The sequence below is a fragment of the Georgenia muralis genome, assembly GCF_003814705.1.
Classification (GTDB): Bacteria; Actinomycetota; Actinomycetes; order Actinomycetales; family Actinomycetaceae; genus Georgenia; species Georgenia muralis.
The window spans coordinates 3284691-3300548 of record NZ_RKRA01000001.1; the positions used below are offsets into that span (position 1 = coordinate 3284691).

Below are 15858 nucleotides of genomic sequence, written 5' to 3' on the forward strand. Positions count from 1 at the left end.
GTCGAGGGCGCCCGGGCCCCGCCGTGCTCGAGCCGCGGCTCGGCCGACACTCAGGCCACGAACTCCTGCAGCGCCTCGGCGCGGTCGGTCCGCTCCCAGGTGAACTCGGGCAGCTCGCGGCCGAAGTGGCCGTAGGCGGAGGTGTGACGGTAGATCGGGCGCAGCAGGTCCAGGTCGCGGACGATCGCGGCCGGGCGCAGGTCGAACACCTGACGCACGGCGTCGACGATCTTGTGCACGGGAACGCTCTCGGTGCCGAACGTCTCGACGAACAGGCCGACCGGGTGCGCCTTGCCGATGGCGTAGGCCACCTGCACCTCGCACCGGCGCGCCAGCCCGGCGGCGACGACGTTCTTGGCCACCCAGCGCATCGCGTACGAGCCGGACCGGTCCACCTTCGAGGGGTCCTTGCCCGAGAACGCCCCGCCGCCGTGGCGGGCCATGCCGCCGTAGGTGTCGACGATGATCTTGCGCCCGGTCAGGCCGGCGTCGCCCATGGGTCCGCCGACGACGAACTTGCCGGTCGGGTTGACCAGCAGGTCGTGCCGGGCGGTGTCGAGATCGAGGTCGAGCTGGGCGAGCACCGGGGTGACGACCTCCTCGGCGACGGCCGAGCGCAGCCACCGCTGGGTGACGTCCTCGTCGTGCTGGGTCGAGACGACGAGGGTCTGCAGGTCGACGGCCCGGTCGCCCTCGTAGCCGATGGTCACCTGGGTCTTGCCGTCGGGTCGCAGGCCCGGGAGGATCCCCTCGCGCCGGACCGCGGCCAGGCGCTCGGCGAGGCGGTGCGCGAGGTGGATGGGCAGCGGCATGAGCGCGGCGGTGTCGTCGCAGGCGTAGCCGAACATCAGGCCCTGGTCGCCCGCGCCCTGCAGGTCGAGCGGGTCGTGGTCGCTCGCGTCGTCGCGGATCTCCAGCGACTTGCTCACGCCGGCGGAGATGTCCGGGGACTGCTGGCCGATCGAGACCGAGACGCCGCACGAGTCGCCGTCGAAGCCGACCGCGGAGGAGGTGTAGCCGATCCGGTTGACCTCGTCGCGCACGATCTGGGGGATCTCGACGTACGCCTCGGTGGTCACCTCCCCCACCACGTGCACCAGACCCGTGGTGACGACCGTCTCGACGGCCACCCGGGCGTCGGGGTCCTGCTCGAGGAGGGCGTCGAGGATGGAGTCGGAGATGCGGTCGCAGACCTTGTCGGGGTGTCCCTCGGTCACCGACTCGGAGGTGAACTGGCGCAGGCGGGGTGCTGAGGTCACCGGACGATCGTAGTCGCCGCGGCCAGACGGGCGGTGATGGCGTCCAGCAGGGCGTCGGCGACGTCGTCCTTGGTCCCCGCGGCGCGGGCGACGACCTCGCCGGCGGCGTCCAGGACCGTGACCGAGTTCGGGACGTCGCCGAAGCCGGCCGCGGTGCCCACGGCGTTGACCGCCATGAGGTCCGCCCCCTTGCGGCGGGCCTTGGCGCGGCCGTGCTCGAGGACGTCCGCGTCGTCGTCGCCGGTCTCCGCGGCGAACCCGACGACGACCTGCCCCGGGCGAAGCCTCTCCGCGGCGAGCTCGGCGAGGATGTCCGGGTTCTCCACGAGGGTGATCGGGGCGGGGGTGCCGCCGGGGGTCTTCTTGATCTTGTGCGCGGCGCTGGTGGTCGGACGGAAGTCCGCGACCGCGGCGGCCATGACGACGACGTCGGCGGAGCGGGCGGCGTCGCGCACCGCCTCGCGCAGCTCGGCGGTCGTCTCGACGGGCACGACGGTCAGGGCGCCGAGCGGAGCGGTGAGAGCGGCGTCGACGTTGGCGGCGACGAGGGTGACCCTGGCCCCGCGCCGCGCCGCAGCGGCGGCCAGGGCGATCCCCTGTCGTCCGGACGAGCGGTTCCCGAGGAAACGCACGGGGTCCAGGGGTTCGCGGGTACCGCCGGCGGAGACCACGACCTCGAGGCCGGCGAGGTCCGCCGTCGGGCTCGGCCGGCCCACGAGGGCCAGTGCGGCGGCCGCGATCGCCTCGGGCTCGGGCAGGCGACCGGCCCCGGTGTCGGTTCCGGTGAGGCGGCCGACGTCCGGGTCCAGGACGTGCGTGCCGCGGGCTCGCAGGGTGGCGACGTTGGCCTGCGTGGCGGGGTGGAGCCACATCTCGGTGTGCATCGCGGGGGCGAGCAGCACCGGGCACGTGACGGTGAGCAGGGTCGCGGTGAGGAGGTCGTCGGCCATGCCGGTGGCGGCGCGGGCGAGCAGATCCGCCGTCGCGGGGGCCACGACGACGAGGTCGGCGCCGCGGCCCAGGGCCACGTGGTCGACGTGCTCGGCGTCGTCGAAGACGGAGGTGCGCACCGGCTCGCCGGACAGGGCCTCCCAGGTGGGGCGGCCCACCATCTGCAGGGCCGCCTCGGTGGGGACGACCCGGACGCGGTGGCCCGCCTCACGGAAGCGGCGAAGCAGGTAGGCGGCCTTGTAGGCGGCGATCCCGCCGGTGACCCCCAGGACGATGCGCAGCGCGCCGCCACCCGGGGTGCCGGGGGCGGCGCGCACGTCGTCGGTCATGACCGGCCGGTCACTCCTCGATGGGGGTGAGGGTGAGCATGCCCTCGTTGATCTCACGCATCGCGATGGAGAGCGGCTTGTCCTCCTGCGCGGCGGGCACGAGCGGGCCGACGAACTCCAGGAGGCCCTCCTGCAGCTGGGCGTTGTAGGTGTTGATCTGACGGGCGCGCTTGGCCGCGTAGATCACCAGGGCGTACTTGGAGTCGACCTTCTCGAGCAGCTCGTCGATGGGCGGGTCGGTGATGCCCTCGGGGGCGGCGACGGTTCCGTACATGCGTGACCTTCTCTTCCAGCCGGGGGTGCGCTGCCGCTGGGCGCGCGCACGCATACAGCCGCCCAGTCTACCTGGCGGCCAGGCCCATCAGCGCCAGCACCTCGTCCGTGGCGCGCGTCACGTCGTCGTTGACCACGACGTGGTCGAACTCGGCGACGGCGGCGAGCTCCTCCCGGGCGGTGGCCAGGCGGCGCGCACGCTCCTCCTCGCTCTCGGTGCCACGTCCGACGAGCCTGCGCACGAGCTCGTCGAAGTCCGGCGGCGCCAGGAACACGAACCGCGCCTCCGGCATCGCCGCGCGGACCTGCCGGGCACCCTGGAGGTCGACCTCGACGAACACGGGCCTGCCGGCCGACAGCTGCTCCTCGACCGGCAGGCGGGGGGTGCCGTAGCGGTTGCGGCCGTGCACGAGCGCCCACTCGAGCATCTGCCCGGAGGCGACCAGCTCGTCGAAGCGTTCGTGGCTGATGAAGTGGTAGTGGACCCCGTCGACCTCGCCGGGGCGAGGCGGTCGCGTCGTGGCCGAGACGGAGATCCAGAGGTCGGGGTGGCGACGGCGCATCTCGGCCATCACCGTTCCCTTGCCCACCGCGGTGGGACCGGACAGGACGGTCAGGCGCGCGGCGTCCGGCCGGGTCACGGGCACGCTTGTCGGGAGGGCGTCGGTCATGGCGGACATCCTGCCATCGGCGGCTGACAGGATCTCCCGGCCACGGACCCGCGGCGGCCCGCCCGGCGAGGGTCCGTCGGTCCGGGCACTGATGGTGCGGTCCGGCGCCGACGGTGCGGCGCGGCGCGGGCGGTGCAGGGTCTGGGCGTGCAGGGGCCCGGGCGTGCGAGCTCAGCCGAAGCGGTCGACGAGTGCGGCGCTCTGGTGCGGACCCAGGCCTCGGACACGCCGTGCCTCGGAGATACCGATCTCGGCCATGAGGTTCCGGGCGGTGGCCTTCCCCACGCCGGGCATGGACTCGAGGAGCGAGACGACCTTGAGTTTGCCTAGCGCCTCGTCCGTCTGGGCGGCCTCGAGGACCTCGGAGAGCTTGACCTGGGAGTACTTCAGCTTGTTCTTGACCTCGGCGCGTGTGGCTCGGGCGGCAGCCGCCTTCCGCAGGGCGTCGGCTCGCTGTTCCGGGGTCAGCGGGGGCAGTGCCACGGCGGTCACCTCGTCGGGTCGCAGGGACATAGCACGGACGTCATCAGCGACGTTGTGCTGAACGTAGCGACTCCCCCGGGGTCCGGCAACGGTTGAGGTTTGCGGTCCTAGGCATCGGAATCTCTGGGTCCTCCGCGGTGTGTCGCTGCCACGGTCCGGATCTCATCCGAGCTGCCCGCGCACCACCGATCCACCCTGCACATGGCTGCGCGCCCGTGGTTGTCCACACCCGTTGAGCCGGTGTGGGTGGGCCGGTCTAGCGTTCTGTACAGACGTTCTACCTGGTCGGTCGGTCGGCAAGAGGGGGTGGTCCTGGTGGCGGAGGGTGTGATGGCGGCGCAGGCACCGCCCGTGTCGCCGGCGGGGTCGGTGTCGGTGGGGTCGGGATCACCGGCGTCGCCGTCGGTGGTGTCGGCGGAGAGCTGTTCGGCGTCGCCGTTGGGGTTGGTGGTGGGGGTGCGGTCGGCGGTCGCGGGGCTGCGCGCGGGGGCGGCGGGGTCGGGTGCGGCGGAGTGGTCTGATGGTGAGCGGGTGGCGGTGATCGAGGGGCTGGACGCGGCCCTGCGGGAGTTGACGGTCTACCGCGGTGAGGTGCTGCTGGCGCACCGGCAGGGTGGGTCGTGGTCGTCCGGGCGGGACCGGGACTTCCCGGACTGGCGGGCGCGGGTCACCGGCGCCGGGCGGGGCGCAGCGCTGGGTGAGCTTCAGGTCGCGGAGGGGTTGGAGCTGATGCCCGAGGTCGCCGCGGCAGTCGCGGGCGGTGAGTTGACGTTGGAGCACGCGAGGGTGTTGGCGCGGGTGCGGGCGGGCGGGTCGCGGGAGGTCAAGGAGTCCTTGACGGGTGCGGTGGTGGCGGATCTGGTCGAGCGCGGCAAGTCGCTGTCAGCGCCGGAGCTGGGACGGGAGGCGCGCAAGGTCGCGGCGCGGATCGATGCGCAGGCGGCGCAGGAGAGCTATACGGCGGTGTGGCGGCGCCGCAAGGTCACCACGAGCGGGGTCGCGGGTGGGGGTCGGAGGGGTGAGTGGTTCCTCGATGATGTCGGGGCGGCGATCGTCGAGACGGCGTTGGACGCGGTGGTCGGGACCCCGGCGAAGGACGACACGCGCTCGCGTGAGCAGCGGTGGGCTGACGCGCTGGTGATGATGGCTGGGCGGGTCCTGCAGGTCGGGAACGATCTGACCGGGGCGCAGGTCCGCCCGCACCTGGCGCTGTTGGTCCAGGACCGGACGTGGGCGGCGCTTCGGCTGTGGCGCCAGCAGCAGGCGGGCACCGGCCAGGACGGCTCCGTGTGCGGAAACGCCGGAGGTGACGCGGGCGGTGGAGGCGCCGGCGCCGGGGAGACCTCCGCCGGGGCGGGGTTCGGGCTCACCGGTGCGGCCCGGCCCGAAATCGGTTGCACGTTCGTCTCGGGCCGGCCCGGCCCACGCGTCACCGGCCCGCGCGTCACCGGCCCGGGCGTCACCGGCCCGGATGCCACCGCGCCGGGCGCCACCGGTCCGGTGCCAGCGGTGGCCGCGCTGCCCGATGTCGATCCCGGTGAGCTCGAGGACGGCACGGTGATCCCGTTGGGTGAGTTGGAGCGGTTGATGTGTGACTGCGAAGTCACCCGGATGGTCGTGGACGCGACGGGGGTGCCGTTGGACGTGGGCCAGACCCAGCGCACCTACGCCAAGGAGCTGCGTCGGGCGGTGACGACACGGGATCGTCACTGTCAGTGGCCGGGGTGCGCGATCCGGGCGTCGTGGTGCGAGGTCCATCACCTGTGGTGGTACTCCCGGGGTGGGCCGACCTCGGTCGAGCTGGGGCTGACGGTGTGCAGCTTCCACCATCACCGCATCCACAACGAGCACGTGAGTGTGACGATCCTGGCCGACGGGTACGACTTCCACCACCGTGACGGCCGCCCTATCGGTACCACCCGACGGCACCCGAGGACCGCTGGGCGGCGGCGGGACGCCGGTGACGGGCTGAGCCCGCCGCGCTGCACCGCGGACGGCCCGGAAGCGGTCCTCCTCGCATCGTGGCCCCCGGCCCTGACTGGCGCCCGGCCGCCAACGGCGCAGCGGCCTTCACTCGGCTCTTCCGGCGCGATCCCGGACGCCGCGACCGGCACCGACGCGGGCGCCGCCGCCGACGTCGGTGGGGGTGGACCTGGCTCGCCGCCCCGCACGGGCGACCCCCCGGTTCAGGGGCGAATGGTCGTCGACAGCACCCGCGGGTCACCGCCCGCGACGGCCGGCAAGTCCTACCCGGGTGCGCCCGATGAAAGCCGGTCGGCGCCGGAACCTGCGAAGGGAGCCAGGGCGGCGCCGGACACGCCGGACCGGACGCGGGCCGTGCTGGCGAGCCCGCCCCAGACCCGGCGACCTGGCAGCGCGCCGCCGGCCAGGCCCGACGGGCCGCCGAGACCCGGAACGACCACGCCCACAGACCACCCGACCGGGCGAGAGCGGCGCGAGCGGAGTGGGCGAACCTCGGCACGGACCCACCACGCACAGCCAGACCTGTGGGACAGTGGCCCCTGGGACGGCAACACCATGCTCGACCCCCGCTACACCAAGACCCTCGACCCGCCGTTCTGATGAGCCCGGCCCGACGCCGGCGGTGCGACGCTCGCGTACCGGCGTACCGGCGTACCGGCGTACCGGCGTACCGGCGAGCCTCGCGGGCGGCTCAACCCTGAAGCGCCTCGCGCGCCTGGTCGACCGTCGCGGCAAGCGCCGAACGCAGCGAAGCGGCTTCTGGACCGGCCGCCAGGACCGCGCGCGACGTCGAGGCGAGAACCTGGCGGCGTGCGGGTCCGAACACCTCCGCAAGCTCTCGCGCACCGGCCCCCTGGGCACCGACACCCGGGGCCAAGATGGCCCCGCCCATCCGGGTGAGGTCGATGCCCAGGTCAGCAACTGCCGAACCCGTGGTCGCGCCCACGACCAGACCCACCGAGCCCAGCCGCGCGGCCGCGTCGGTCGAGGCAACGTCGGTGGGTGCCGGGTCACCCGCGGCAGCAGCAGCCGGGCTCTCGACCGTCGGGTGTTCGAGTGGCGCGTGCTCGACCGTCGGGTGCTCGACCGCCGCGTTCTCGACCGCCGCGCCCTCGGCGATCCGCGCAGCCACGGCGACACCACCGTCGAGCGCGTGCTGGATGGAGGCACCCTCCGGGTTGGACGTCAGCGCCAGGACGAAGATGCCCCGGCCGGTCTGCCGGGCGAGATCGAGGGCCGGGCGCAGCGATCCGAACCCGAGGTAGGGCGAGAGCGTGACGGCGTCCGCCGCCAGGGAGGAGCCGTCGCGCAGATAGGCGTCGGCGTAGCCGGCCATCGTCGATCCGATGTCGCCCCGTTTGACGTCGAGGACGGTGAGGGTGCCGGCCGCCGCGGCGGCTGCCAGGACCTCCTCCAGGACGGCGACGCCCGCCGAGCCGTGCCGCTCGAAGAACGCCGACTGCGGCTTGAGAGCAGCGACGCGGCCACCGAGCGCCTCGACCACTCCGAGCGAGAAGCGGCGAAGCCCCTCCACGTCGTCACCGAGTCCCCAGGCGCGAAGAAGTGCGGGATGCGGGTCGATGCCGACGCAGACGGGACCGTGTTCGGCCATCGCCTCGGCGAGCCGGGCGCCGAACGGCACCGGCTGCCGGCCGGACAGGACAGGCGCGGATGGCGCCATCAGTGCACCCCGGTCGCGGTGGCCGAGCCGGCGGGGGCCGACATGACGGCGGCTGCCGCGCCGACCAGCGCCGCCGACGCTGACGCCGCGGCCTCACGGCGGACGAGACGGGCGGCGTCGTGGTCCTGGAGGCTGCGGACCCGGAACGGCCCGGCCGTCAGGGCCTCCACCGCGAGCACGGCGGCGCCGAACTCCTGGACGGTGGTGATGATGGGCTTGTCGGCCGCGGTCGTGGCCGCGCGGATCTCGTAGCCGTCCGCTCGCGCGCCCTGACCGCTGGGTGTGTTGATGACCATGTCGACGTCGCCGTCGGAGATGAGGTCGATGATCGTCGGCTCACCCCCGGGACCGCGGCCCTGGGACGCCTTGCGCACCACGGTGGCGTGGATGCCGTAGCGGCGCAGCACCCCGGCCGTGCCCTCGGTCGCGAGGATCTCGAAGCCCAGCTCGACCAGCCGGTTGACCGGGAAGATGATCGATCGCTTGTCCCTGTCCGCGACCGAGACGAACACCCGCCCCGTCGTCGGCAGACCGCCGTACGCCGCGGACTGGGACTTGGCGAACGCGCGCGGGAAGTCCACGTCGAAGCCCATGACCTCGCCCGTCGAGCGCATCTCGGGCCCGAGGAGGGTGTCCACGATCGTCCCGCGGGCGGTGGCGAACCGCTTGAACGGCAGCACGGCCTCCTTGACCGCCATGGGCGAGTCGAGGTCGAGCACCCCGCCGTCGTCGACGGGCAGGATCCCCCGCTCGCGCAGCGAGGCGATGCTCTCCCCCGCCATGACCAGCGACGCGGCCTTGGCCAGCGGGACGCCGGTGGCCTTGGCGACGAAGGGCACCGTCCTCGACGCCCGCGGGTTCGCCTCGATGACGTAGAGGACGTCGGAGACGAGCGCGAACTGGATGTTGATGAGGCCGCGCACGCCCACGCCCTCCGCGATCGCCTCGGTGGAACGGCGGATCCGGGCGATCTCCGTCTGGGAGAGCGTCACGGGGGGCAGGACGCACGCGGAGTCGCCGGAGTGGATGCCCGCCTCCTCGATGTGCTCCATGACCCCGCCGAGGTAGAGCTCGGTGCCGTCGTAGAGCGCGTCGACGTCGATCTCGATGGCGTCGTCGAGGAAGCGGTCGATGAGCAGGGGGGCCACCCGCCGGGTGGCGTCACCGGCCTCGACGGCCGAGCGCGCGATGTAGTCCCGCAGCCCCGGCTCGTCGTACACGATCTCCATCCCCCGACCGCCCAGGACGTAGCTCGGGCGCACGAGGACGGGGAAGCCGATGGACGCGGCAACCTCGAGGGCCTGCTCGGGCGAGGTCGCGGTCCCGAACGCCGGCGCCGGCAGCCCGGCCCGTCCCAGCACCGCGCCGAATGCCCCGCGGTCCTCGGCGAGGTCGATCGACTCCGGCGAGGTGCCCATGATGGGCACCCCCGCGTCGGCGAGGCGCTGGGCCAGCGACAGCGGGGTCTGACCGCCCAGCTGGACCACGACGCCGGCCACGGGACCGGCGGCGAGCTCGGCGTGGTAGATCTCCAGGACGTCCTCGAACGTCAGCGGCTCGAAGTAGAGCCGGTCGGAGATGTCGTAGTCCGTCGAGACGGTCTCCGGGTTGCAGTTGACCATCACGGTCTCGTACTTCTCCGCCAGCGCCAGGGCGGCGTGGACGCAGGAGTAGTCGAACTCGATGCCCTGCCCGATGCGGTTCGGCCCGGAGCCCAGGATGATCACGGCCTCGCGCTCGCGCGGGGCGACCTCGGTCTCGAGGTCGTACGCCGAGTAGTGGTACGGGGTGCGTGCGGCGAACTCGGCGGCGCAGGTGTCGACCGTCTTGTACACCGGGCGCAGTCCGTAGGCGTGGCGCACCTCGCGCACCGCCTCCTCCCCCAGCCCGCGCAGCCGGCCGATCTGCAGGTCGGAGAAGCCGTTGCGCTTGGCCAGGCGCAGCACCTGCTCGGTGAGGGCCGGCGCGGTGCGCACCGCCTCGGCGACCTCCTCGATGAGGACGAGCTGGTCGAGGAACCACGGGTCGATCGCCGTCGCCTCGAACACCTCCTCGACGGTGGCGCCGCCGCGCAGCGCCTGCTGGACGTCGACCAGGCGCGTCTCGGTGGGGGTGCGCACCGACTCCAGGAGGGCCGCCGTCGTCTCCGCGTCGGGGGCCGGGCCGTCCCAGTGGAAGCTCGTGCCGCGCTTGTCGATCGAGCGCTGCGCCTTCTGCAGGGCCTCGGTGAAGTTGCGGCCCATCGCCATCGCCTCCCCCACCGACTTCATGGTCGTGGTGAGGGTGGGGTCGGCGGCAGGGAACTTCTCGAACGCGAACCGCGGGACCTTGACGACGACGTAGTCGAGCGTGGGCTCGAAGCTGGCCGGGGTGGAGCCGGTGATGTCGTTGGGGATCTCGTCGAGGGTGTAGCCCACGGCGAGGCGGGCGGCGATCTTGGCGATGGGGAACCCGGTCGCCTTCGACGCCAGCGCCGAGGAGCGCGAGACGCGCGGGTTCATCTCGATGACGACGACGCGCCCCGTCGCCGGGTCGACCGCGAACTGGACGTTGCAGCCGCCGGTGTCGACACCGACCTCGCGGATGATGGCGATGCCGACGTCGCGCAGCCTCTGGTACTCGCGGTCGGTGAGCGTCAGGGCCGGCGCGACGGTGATCGAGTCGCCGGTGTGCACGCCGACGGGGTCGACGTTCTCGATCGAGCACACGACCACGACGTTGTCCGCCTTGTCGCGCATGAGCTCGAGCTCGAACTCCTTCCAGCCGAGGATGGACTCCTCGAGCAGCACCTCGGTGGTGGGCGAGTAGTGCAGGCCCGCGCCGGCGATCCGGGTGAGGTCCTCGGGCGTGTACGCGATGCCGGAGCCGAGGCCCCCCATGGTGAAGGAGGGCCGCACGACGAGCGGGTAGCCCAGCTCCTCCGCGGCGGCGTGGCACTCCTCGAGGCTGTGCGTGATGACCGACCGGGCGCTCTCCGCCCCGCACCGCTCGACGACGCCCTTGAACGCCTCCCGGTCCTCGGCGAGGTTGATCGCGTCGATGGACGCGCCGATGAGCTCGACGCCGAACTCATCCAGCACACCGGCCTCGTGCAGGGCGATGGCCGTGTTGAGGGCCGTCTGCCCGCCCAGGGTCGGCAGCAGGGCGTCGGGACGCTCCTTGGCGATGATCGTGGCGACGACCTCAGGGGTGATGGGCTCGACGTACGTGGCGTCGGCCATCTCCGGGTCGGTCATGATCGTGGCCGGGTTGGAGTTGACGAGGATGACCCGCATGCCCTCCTCGCGCAGCACCCGCACGGCCTGGGTGCCGGAGTAGTCGAACTCGGCGGCCTGGCCGATGACGATCGGCCCGGAGCCGATCACCATGACGCTGGCGATGTCGGTGCGCCGGGGCATCAGCTGTTCTCGCTCTCGTCGGTGGGGCCGCCGGCGGCGCCGGTGCGGGGGTGGTCGTGCATGAGCCGGACGAACCGGTCGAAGAGGTGCTCCGCGTCGTGCGGGCCGGCCGCCGCCTCGGGGTGGTACTGCACCGAGAAGGCGGGGATGTCCATGGCGCGCAGGCCCTCCACGACGTTGTCGTTGAGACCCACGTGCGAGACCTCCACGCGGCCGTACCGCCCACCCTCGAAGGGGGCGGTGGACGGCTCGCCGATGGGGGCGTCGACGGCGAAGCCGTGGTTGTGCGCGGTGATCTCCACCTTGCCGGTCTCGCGGTCCAGGACCGGCTGGTTGACCCCGCGGTGGCCGTACTCGAGCTTGTACGTGCCGTACCCGAGCGCCCGGCCGAGGAGCTGGTTGCCGAAGCAGATGCCGAAGAACGGCAGCCCGGCGTCGAGGACGCCGCGCAGGAGGTCCACCTCGTGGGTGGCGGCCTCGGGGTCGCCGGGGCCGTTGGAGAAGAACACCCCGTCGGGCTTCAGGGCCAGGACCTCGGCGAGGGTGACCGACTGCGGGACCACGTGGACCCGTACCCCCCGCGCGGCGAGCTGCTGCGGGGTGCGGGACTTGATGCCGAGGTCGACGGCGACGACGGTCGCGACCGGGTCGCCGGCGTGGTCGTCGGTGGGCTCGACGGTGTACGCGGCCTCGGTGCTGACCTCGCGCGCCAGGTCGGCGCCGAGCATCTCCGGGGACTCGCGGACGACGTCGAGGAGCACCTCGGTGGCCTGCTCGGTGAGGTTCTCGGCGCCCGCGGGCAGGGCTGCGCCGGAGAAGATGCCGGCGCGCATGACCCCGCGTTCGCGCAGGTGCCGGGTCAGGGCCCGGGTGTCGACGTCGCAGATCCCCACGACGCCCTGCTCGGCGAGCTCGTCCTCCAGCTCGCGCTGGGAGCGCCACGACGAGGCGCGGCGGGCGGCGTCGCGCACGACGAAGCCGGCCACCCAGATCCGGTGCGACTCCGGGTCCTCGTCGTTGACGCCGGTGTTGCCGATGTGCGGGGCGGTCATGACGACGATCTGGCGGTGGTAGGAGGGGTCGGTGAGGGTCTCCTGGTATCCGGTCATCCCGGTGGAGAAGACGATCTCGCCGACCGTGCGGCCGGTGGCGGCGTAGGCGCTGCCGCGCAGGACGAGACCGTCCTCGAGGACGATGAGCGCGGGCTCGCGCAGGGCGCCGCGGGGGGCGGTGCCGGACGCCTGGCTGGTGGGGGCGCTCATGCGCCTGCCTCCTCACGCGCCACGGGGGCGCCGTCGACAACGGTGGGACGTCCCCGCAGGAACGTCGCGACCACCCGACCGGGGAGCTCCCGGCCGGCACAAGGGGTGTTGCGGCTGCGGGTGGCCTGGGCGGCCGGGTCGACGACCCGGCGCGCGGCGGGGTCGACCAGGGTGAGGTTGGCCGGCTCGCCGACGGCGAGGGGCCGGCCGTGGCCGGTGACACGGCCGATCCGGGCCGGCGCCTCGGACATGACGCGCGCGACGTCGGCCCAGGTCAGCCGGCCGCTGTCCACCATGACCTCCTGGACCACCGACAGGGCGGTCTCCAGGCCGGTCATGCCGAAGGCCCCGGCCGCCCACTCGCAGTCCTTGTCCTCGGCCGCGTGCGGGGCGTGGTCGGTGCCGACGGTGTCGATGGTGCCGTCGGCCAGGCCTGCCCGGACCGCCTCGACGTCCTCGGCGGTGCGCAGCGGCGGGTTGACCTTGAACAGCGGGTCGTAGCTGCGGGCGAGCTCGTCGGTGAGGAGCAGGTGGTGCGGGGTGACCTCCGCCGTCACCGCGATGCCGCGGGCCTTGGCCCACCGGACGATGTCGACCGAGCCGGCGGTGGACAGGTGCAGCACGTGGAGCCGGGAGCCGACGTGCTCGGCGAGGAGGACGTCCCGGGCGATGATCGACTCCTCCGCCACCGCCGGCCAGCCGGCGAGGCCGAGCTCGGCCGAGACCGCGCCCTCGTGCATCTGGGCGCCCTCGGTCAGGCGCGGCTCCTGGGCGTGCTGGGCGATGACGCCGTCGAGGCCCTTGACGTACTCCAGGGCGCGCCGCATGAGCACGGGGTCCGCGACGCACCGGCCGTCGTCGGAGAACACCCGCACGCGGGCGGCGGACTGGGCCATGGCCCCGAGCTCGGCCAGGACCTTGCCCTCGAGGCCGACGGAGACGGCACCGACGGGGTGGACGTCGACCCAGCCGGCCTCGCGGCCGAGGTTCCACACCTGCTCGACGACGCCGGCGGTGTCCGCGACCGGGGAGGTGTTGGCCATGGCGTGCACCGCCGTGAAGCCGCCCAGCGCCGCGGCACGGGTCCCGGTCGCGACCGTCTCGGTGTCCTCCCGGCCCGGTTCGCGCAGGTGGGTGTGCAGGTCGACCAGGCCGGGCAGTGCGACCAGGCCGTCGGCGTCGACGACGACGGCGTCGCGCCCGGCCGCACGGGAGGCGTCGGCGCCGACGGCGGCGATGCGGCCCCCGCGCAGGAGCAGGTCGGCCGGGTCGCCGCCGAGCAGGCGTGCGCCGCGGACGAGGTGGTCGGTCATGAGATCCCTCCGTCGGTGCCCCCGGACAGGAGCAGGTACAGCACGGCCATGCGGACCGAGACGCCGTTCGCGACCTGCTCGACGATGGTCGAGCGCGGGGAGTCGGCGGCCTCGGCGCTGATCTCCAGGCCGCGGTTCATCGGTCCCGGGTGCATGACGATGGCGTGCTCGGGCAGGGCGCGCAGCCGCGGGCCGTCCAGGCCGTAGCGGCGGTGGTACTCCTGCGGCGAGGGGAAGAACCCGCCGCCGGCGCTGGACATCCGCTCGCGCTGGACGCGCAGCATCATCACCGCGTCGGGGGCGTCGGCCTCGACGGCCTCGTCGAGGTCGTAGCGGACCGTCGCGGGCCAGCCGTCGATGCCGACCGGGAGCAGGGTGGGCGGGCCGACGAGGGTGACCCTGGCCCCCAGGGTGGAGAGGAGCTGGACGTTCGACCGGGCGACGCGGGAGTGGAGGACGTCGCCGACGATGACGACCGACGTCCCGGCGAGGTCGGAGCCGGTCGGGGCGGGGGTGGCGCCGGCGACCCGCCACGCGGTGATGACGCCGCGGGCGTGGAGGTGGCGGCGCAGGGTGAACGCGTCGAGCAGGGCCTGGGTGGGGTGCTGGTGCGTGCCGTCGCCGGCGTTGAGGACGGGGACGTCGATCCAGCCCGAGTGGGCGAGCCGGTGCGGGGCGCCGGAGGCCTGGTGGCGGATGACGACGCCGTCGGCGCCCATCGCCTGCAGGGTCTGGGCGGTGTCCTTGAGGGACTCGCCCTTGGACACCGAGGAGCCCTTGGCGGAGAAGTTGATGACGTCGGCGCTCAGGCGCTTGGCGGCCGCCTCGAAGGAGATCCGCGTGCGGGTGGAGTCCTCGAAGAAGAGGTTGACGACCGTCCGCCCGCGCAGGGTGGGCAGCTTCTTCATCGTCCGGCCCTGGGTGGCGGCCATCGCCTCGGCGGTGTCGAGGACGCCGACGGCCGCGTCGTGGTCGAGGTCGGCGGCGGAGAGGAGGTGCCTCATCGTGCCTCCCCCGCGATCGTCACGGCGTCGGCGGCGCCGTCGATCTCCGACAGCTGCACGCTCACCCGCTCGCTGCGGGCGGTGGGCAGGTTCTTCCCCACGTAGTCGGCGCGGATGGGCAGCTCGCGGTGGCCGCGGTCGACGAGGACGGCGAGCTGGACGGCCCGGGGGCGCCCGAGGTCCTGGAGGGCGTCCAGGGCGGCGCGGACCGTCCGGCCGGAGAACAGGACGTCGTCGACGAGGACGACGACCTTGTCGTCGATCCCGCCCGCCGGGAGCGACGTCGGGCCCAGCGGCCGGGTGGGGTGGGACCGCAGGTCGTCGCGGTACATGGTGATGTCGAGGGACCCGACCGGGATCTCCCGGCCGCCCTCGGTGCCGGCCATGCGTCGGGCGACGCGCTCGGCGAGCGGTACGCCGCGGGTCGGGATGCCCAGGACGACGACGTCGTCGCTGCCGTGGTTGCGTTCGAGGATCTCGTGCGCGATCCGGGTGAGGGACCGGGAGACGTCGGCGTCGGAAAGGACCTGTCGGGGCGTGCTGGTCACGATGGACCTCCTTCCCCGCCTCACGGGACGGGTGTTAAAGGATGTCGGACAGCGCCGATGGTACGCCCTGGCCCGGGGCGGTCCTCGCGCTGTCCGCGGGTCGGCGCCGTGGCGACGCTCACGCCTCAGGCCTCGTCGAGCAGACGCCGCAGCATCTCCAGCGCGCGCAGCACCGTGCCGGTGAGGACGTCCTCGGGGTCGCCCGGCAGGTGGTGCTCCTCGTGACGGGCCGTGCCGCGCAGGTGCCCGCCGACGAACACCGTGCCGGCGGGCCGTCCCTCCTGCGGCCCCGGACCGCCGACGCCCGTGACCGAGACCGTGACGTCGGCACCGGTGAGGCGGGCGACGCCGTCGGCCATCTGCTCCGCGCACCGCGCCGTGACCACCGGGCCCGGGTCCACGCCCAGGACCGTGAACTTGACCTCGTCGAGGTAGGACACCACGCCGCCGGCGAACCAGGTGGACGCCCCCTCGGCGGCGCCGAGCTGGGTGGCCAGGAGCCCGGCCGTGAGGGACTCGGCCACCGCGACCCTCACCCCCGAGGTCCGCGCCCGGGCGGCGATGTCGTCGAGGAGCGGCTGCGCGCCGTCGATGAGCGTGGTCATGGAGCCAGATGATGCCCGGGCGCCCGGCGGCCTGCACGGTGGACGTCCCCTCCCGGGACCCGCCCCGCCGATACGCTCGGCGGGCCGGGACGTCCGGC

13 protein-coding genes are annotated in these 15858 nt (G+C 73.6%); 1 reads left to right on the top strand and 12 read right to left on the bottom strand.

Going from position 1 to position 15858, the window contains the following annotated elements:
- Window positions 1-50: 50 nt before the first annotated feature.
- The 5 genes from metK to mihF all read right to left on the bottom strand — a co-directional run bounded on the left by metK (window position 51) and on the right by mihF (window position 3966).
- On the bottom strand, window positions 51-1259 hold the full coding sequence (gene metK, locus EDD32_RS14840; RefSeq protein ID WP_123918679.1) for a methionine adenosyltransferase: 1209 nt from the start codon (window positions 1257-1259) through the stop codon (window positions 51-53).
- The gene (gene coaBC / locus EDD32_RS14845) at window positions 1256-2491 is read right to left on the bottom strand and encodes a bifunctional phosphopantothenoylcysteine decarboxylase/phosphopantothenate--cysteine ligase CoaBC (RefSeq protein ID WP_123920587.1); all 1236 of its coding nucleotides are present in this window, start codon (window positions 2489-2491) and stop codon (window positions 1256-1258) included. The genes metK and coaBC overlap by 4 nt, the downstream gene beginning before the upstream one ends.
- 58 nt (window positions 2492-2549) lie before the next feature.
- A complete protein-coding gene (gene rpoZ, locus EDD32_RS14850) occupies window positions 2550-2813 on the bottom strand; it encodes a DNA-directed RNA polymerase subunit omega (protein ID WP_123918681.1) in 264 nt (87 codons plus the stop codon).
- A gap of 67 nt (window positions 2814-2880) precedes the next feature.
- Window positions 2881-3483 carry a guanylate kinase gene (gene gmk, locus EDD32_RS14855; RefSeq protein WP_123918683.1) on the bottom strand — a complete coding sequence of 201 codons (603 nt, stop codon included), beginning with the start codon at window positions 3481-3483 and terminating at the stop codon, window positions 2881-2883.
- 171 nt (window positions 3484-3654) lie between these two features.
- Window positions 3655-3966, bottom strand: a complete 312-nt coding sequence (gene mihF, locus EDD32_RS14860) for an integration host factor, actinobacterial type (protein ID WP_123920588.1) — start codon at window positions 3964-3966, stop codon at window positions 3655-3657.
- Between the two features lie 531 nt (window positions 3967-4497).
- Between mihF and EDD32_RS14865 the strand changes: the two genes are divergently transcribed.
- Window positions 4498-6549, top strand: a complete 2052-nt coding sequence (locus EDD32_RS14865) for an HNH endonuclease signature motif containing protein (protein WP_170175313.1) — start codon at window positions 4498-4500, stop codon at window positions 6547-6549.
- Between the two features lie 91 nt (window positions 6550-6640).
- Here the strand turns inward: EDD32_RS14865 and pyrF are convergent, their stop codons facing one another.
- The 7 genes from pyrF to EDD32_RS14900 form a co-directional block, all read right to left on the bottom strand.
- Window positions 6641-7630 carry an orotidine-5'-phosphate decarboxylase gene (gene pyrF / locus EDD32_RS14870; RefSeq protein ID WP_123918687.1) on the bottom strand — a complete coding sequence of 330 codons (990 nt, stop codon included), beginning with the start codon at window positions 7628-7630 and terminating at the stop codon, window positions 6641-6643.
- Window positions 7630-11028 carry a carbamoyl-phosphate synthase large subunit gene (gene carB, locus EDD32_RS14875; RefSeq protein ID WP_123918689.1) on the bottom strand — a complete coding sequence of 1133 codons (3399 nt, stop codon included), beginning with the start codon at window positions 11026-11028 and terminating at the stop codon, window positions 7630-7632. Before carB ends, pyrF begins: the two co-directional genes overlap by 1 nt.
- Entirely contained in the window at window positions 11028-12290 is a 1263-nt protein-coding gene (gene carA / locus EDD32_RS14880; RefSeq protein ID WP_123918691.1) for a glutamine-hydrolyzing carbamoyl-phosphate synthase small subunit, read from the bottom strand. Before carA ends, carB begins: the two co-directional genes overlap by 1 nt.
- Window positions 12287-13603 (bottom strand): dihydroorotase, encoded by a 1317-nt coding sequence (locus tag EDD32_RS14885; protein WP_123918698.1) that lies wholly within the window; start codon window positions 13601-13603, stop codon window positions 12287-12289. Before EDD32_RS14885 ends, carA begins: the two co-directional genes overlap by 4 nt.
- On the bottom strand, window positions 13600-14607 hold the full coding sequence (locus tag EDD32_RS14890) for an aspartate carbamoyltransferase catalytic subunit (protein WP_123918700.1): 1008 nt from the start codon (window positions 14605-14607) through the stop codon (window positions 13600-13602). The genes EDD32_RS14885 and EDD32_RS14890 overlap by 4 nt, the downstream gene beginning before the upstream one ends.
- Window positions 14604-15155 carry a bifunctional pyr operon transcriptional regulator/uracil phosphoribosyltransferase PyrR gene (gene pyrR / locus EDD32_RS14895; protein WP_123918702.1) on the bottom strand — a complete coding sequence of 184 codons (552 nt, stop codon included), beginning with the start codon at window positions 15153-15155 and terminating at the stop codon, window positions 14604-14606. Before pyrR ends, EDD32_RS14890 begins: the two co-directional genes overlap by 4 nt.
- Window positions 15156-15280: 125 nt before the next feature.
- Window positions 15281-15760, bottom strand: coding sequence for a CinA family protein (locus EDD32_RS14900; RefSeq protein ID WP_123918704.1), 480 nt, complete (start codon window positions 15758-15760; stop codon window positions 15281-15283).
- Window positions 15761-15858: the final 98 nt, after the last annotated feature.

What these genes read in the sequence shown, in the direction of transcription:
- rpoZ (WP_123918681.1), bottom strand. Translation starts at nt 2,813, where the DNA reads ATGTACGGAACCGTCGCCGCCCCCGAGGGCATCACCGACCCGCCCATC.
- gmk (WP_123918683.1), bottom strand. Translation starts at nt 3,483, where the DNA reads ATGACCGACGCCCTCCCGACAAGCGTGCCCGTGACCCGGCCGGACGCC.
- pyrF (WP_123918687.1), bottom strand. Translation starts at nt 7,630, where the DNA reads ATGGCGCCATCCGCGCCTGTCCTGTCCGGCCGGCAGCCGGTGCCGTTC.
- carB (WP_123918689.1), bottom strand. Translation starts at nt 11,028, where the DNA reads ATGCCCCGGCGCACCGACATCGCCAGCGTCATGGTGATCGGCTCCGGG.
- carA (WP_123918691.1), bottom strand. Translation starts at nt 12,290, where the DNA reads ATGAGCGCCCCCACCAGCCAGGCGTCCGGCACCGCCCCCCGCGGCGCC.
- EDD32_RS14885 (WP_123918698.1), bottom strand. Translation starts at nt 13,603, where the DNA reads ATGACCGACCACCTCGTCCGCGGCGCACGCCTGCTCGGCGGCGACCCG.
- EDD32_RS14890 (WP_123918700.1), bottom strand. Translation starts at nt 14,607, where the DNA reads ATGAGGCACCTCCTCTCCGCCGCCGACCTCGACCACGACGCGGCCGTC.
- EDD32_RS14900 (WP_123918704.1), bottom strand. Translation starts at nt 15,760, where the DNA reads ATGACCACGCTCATCGACGGCGCGCAGCCGCTCCTCGACGACATCGCC.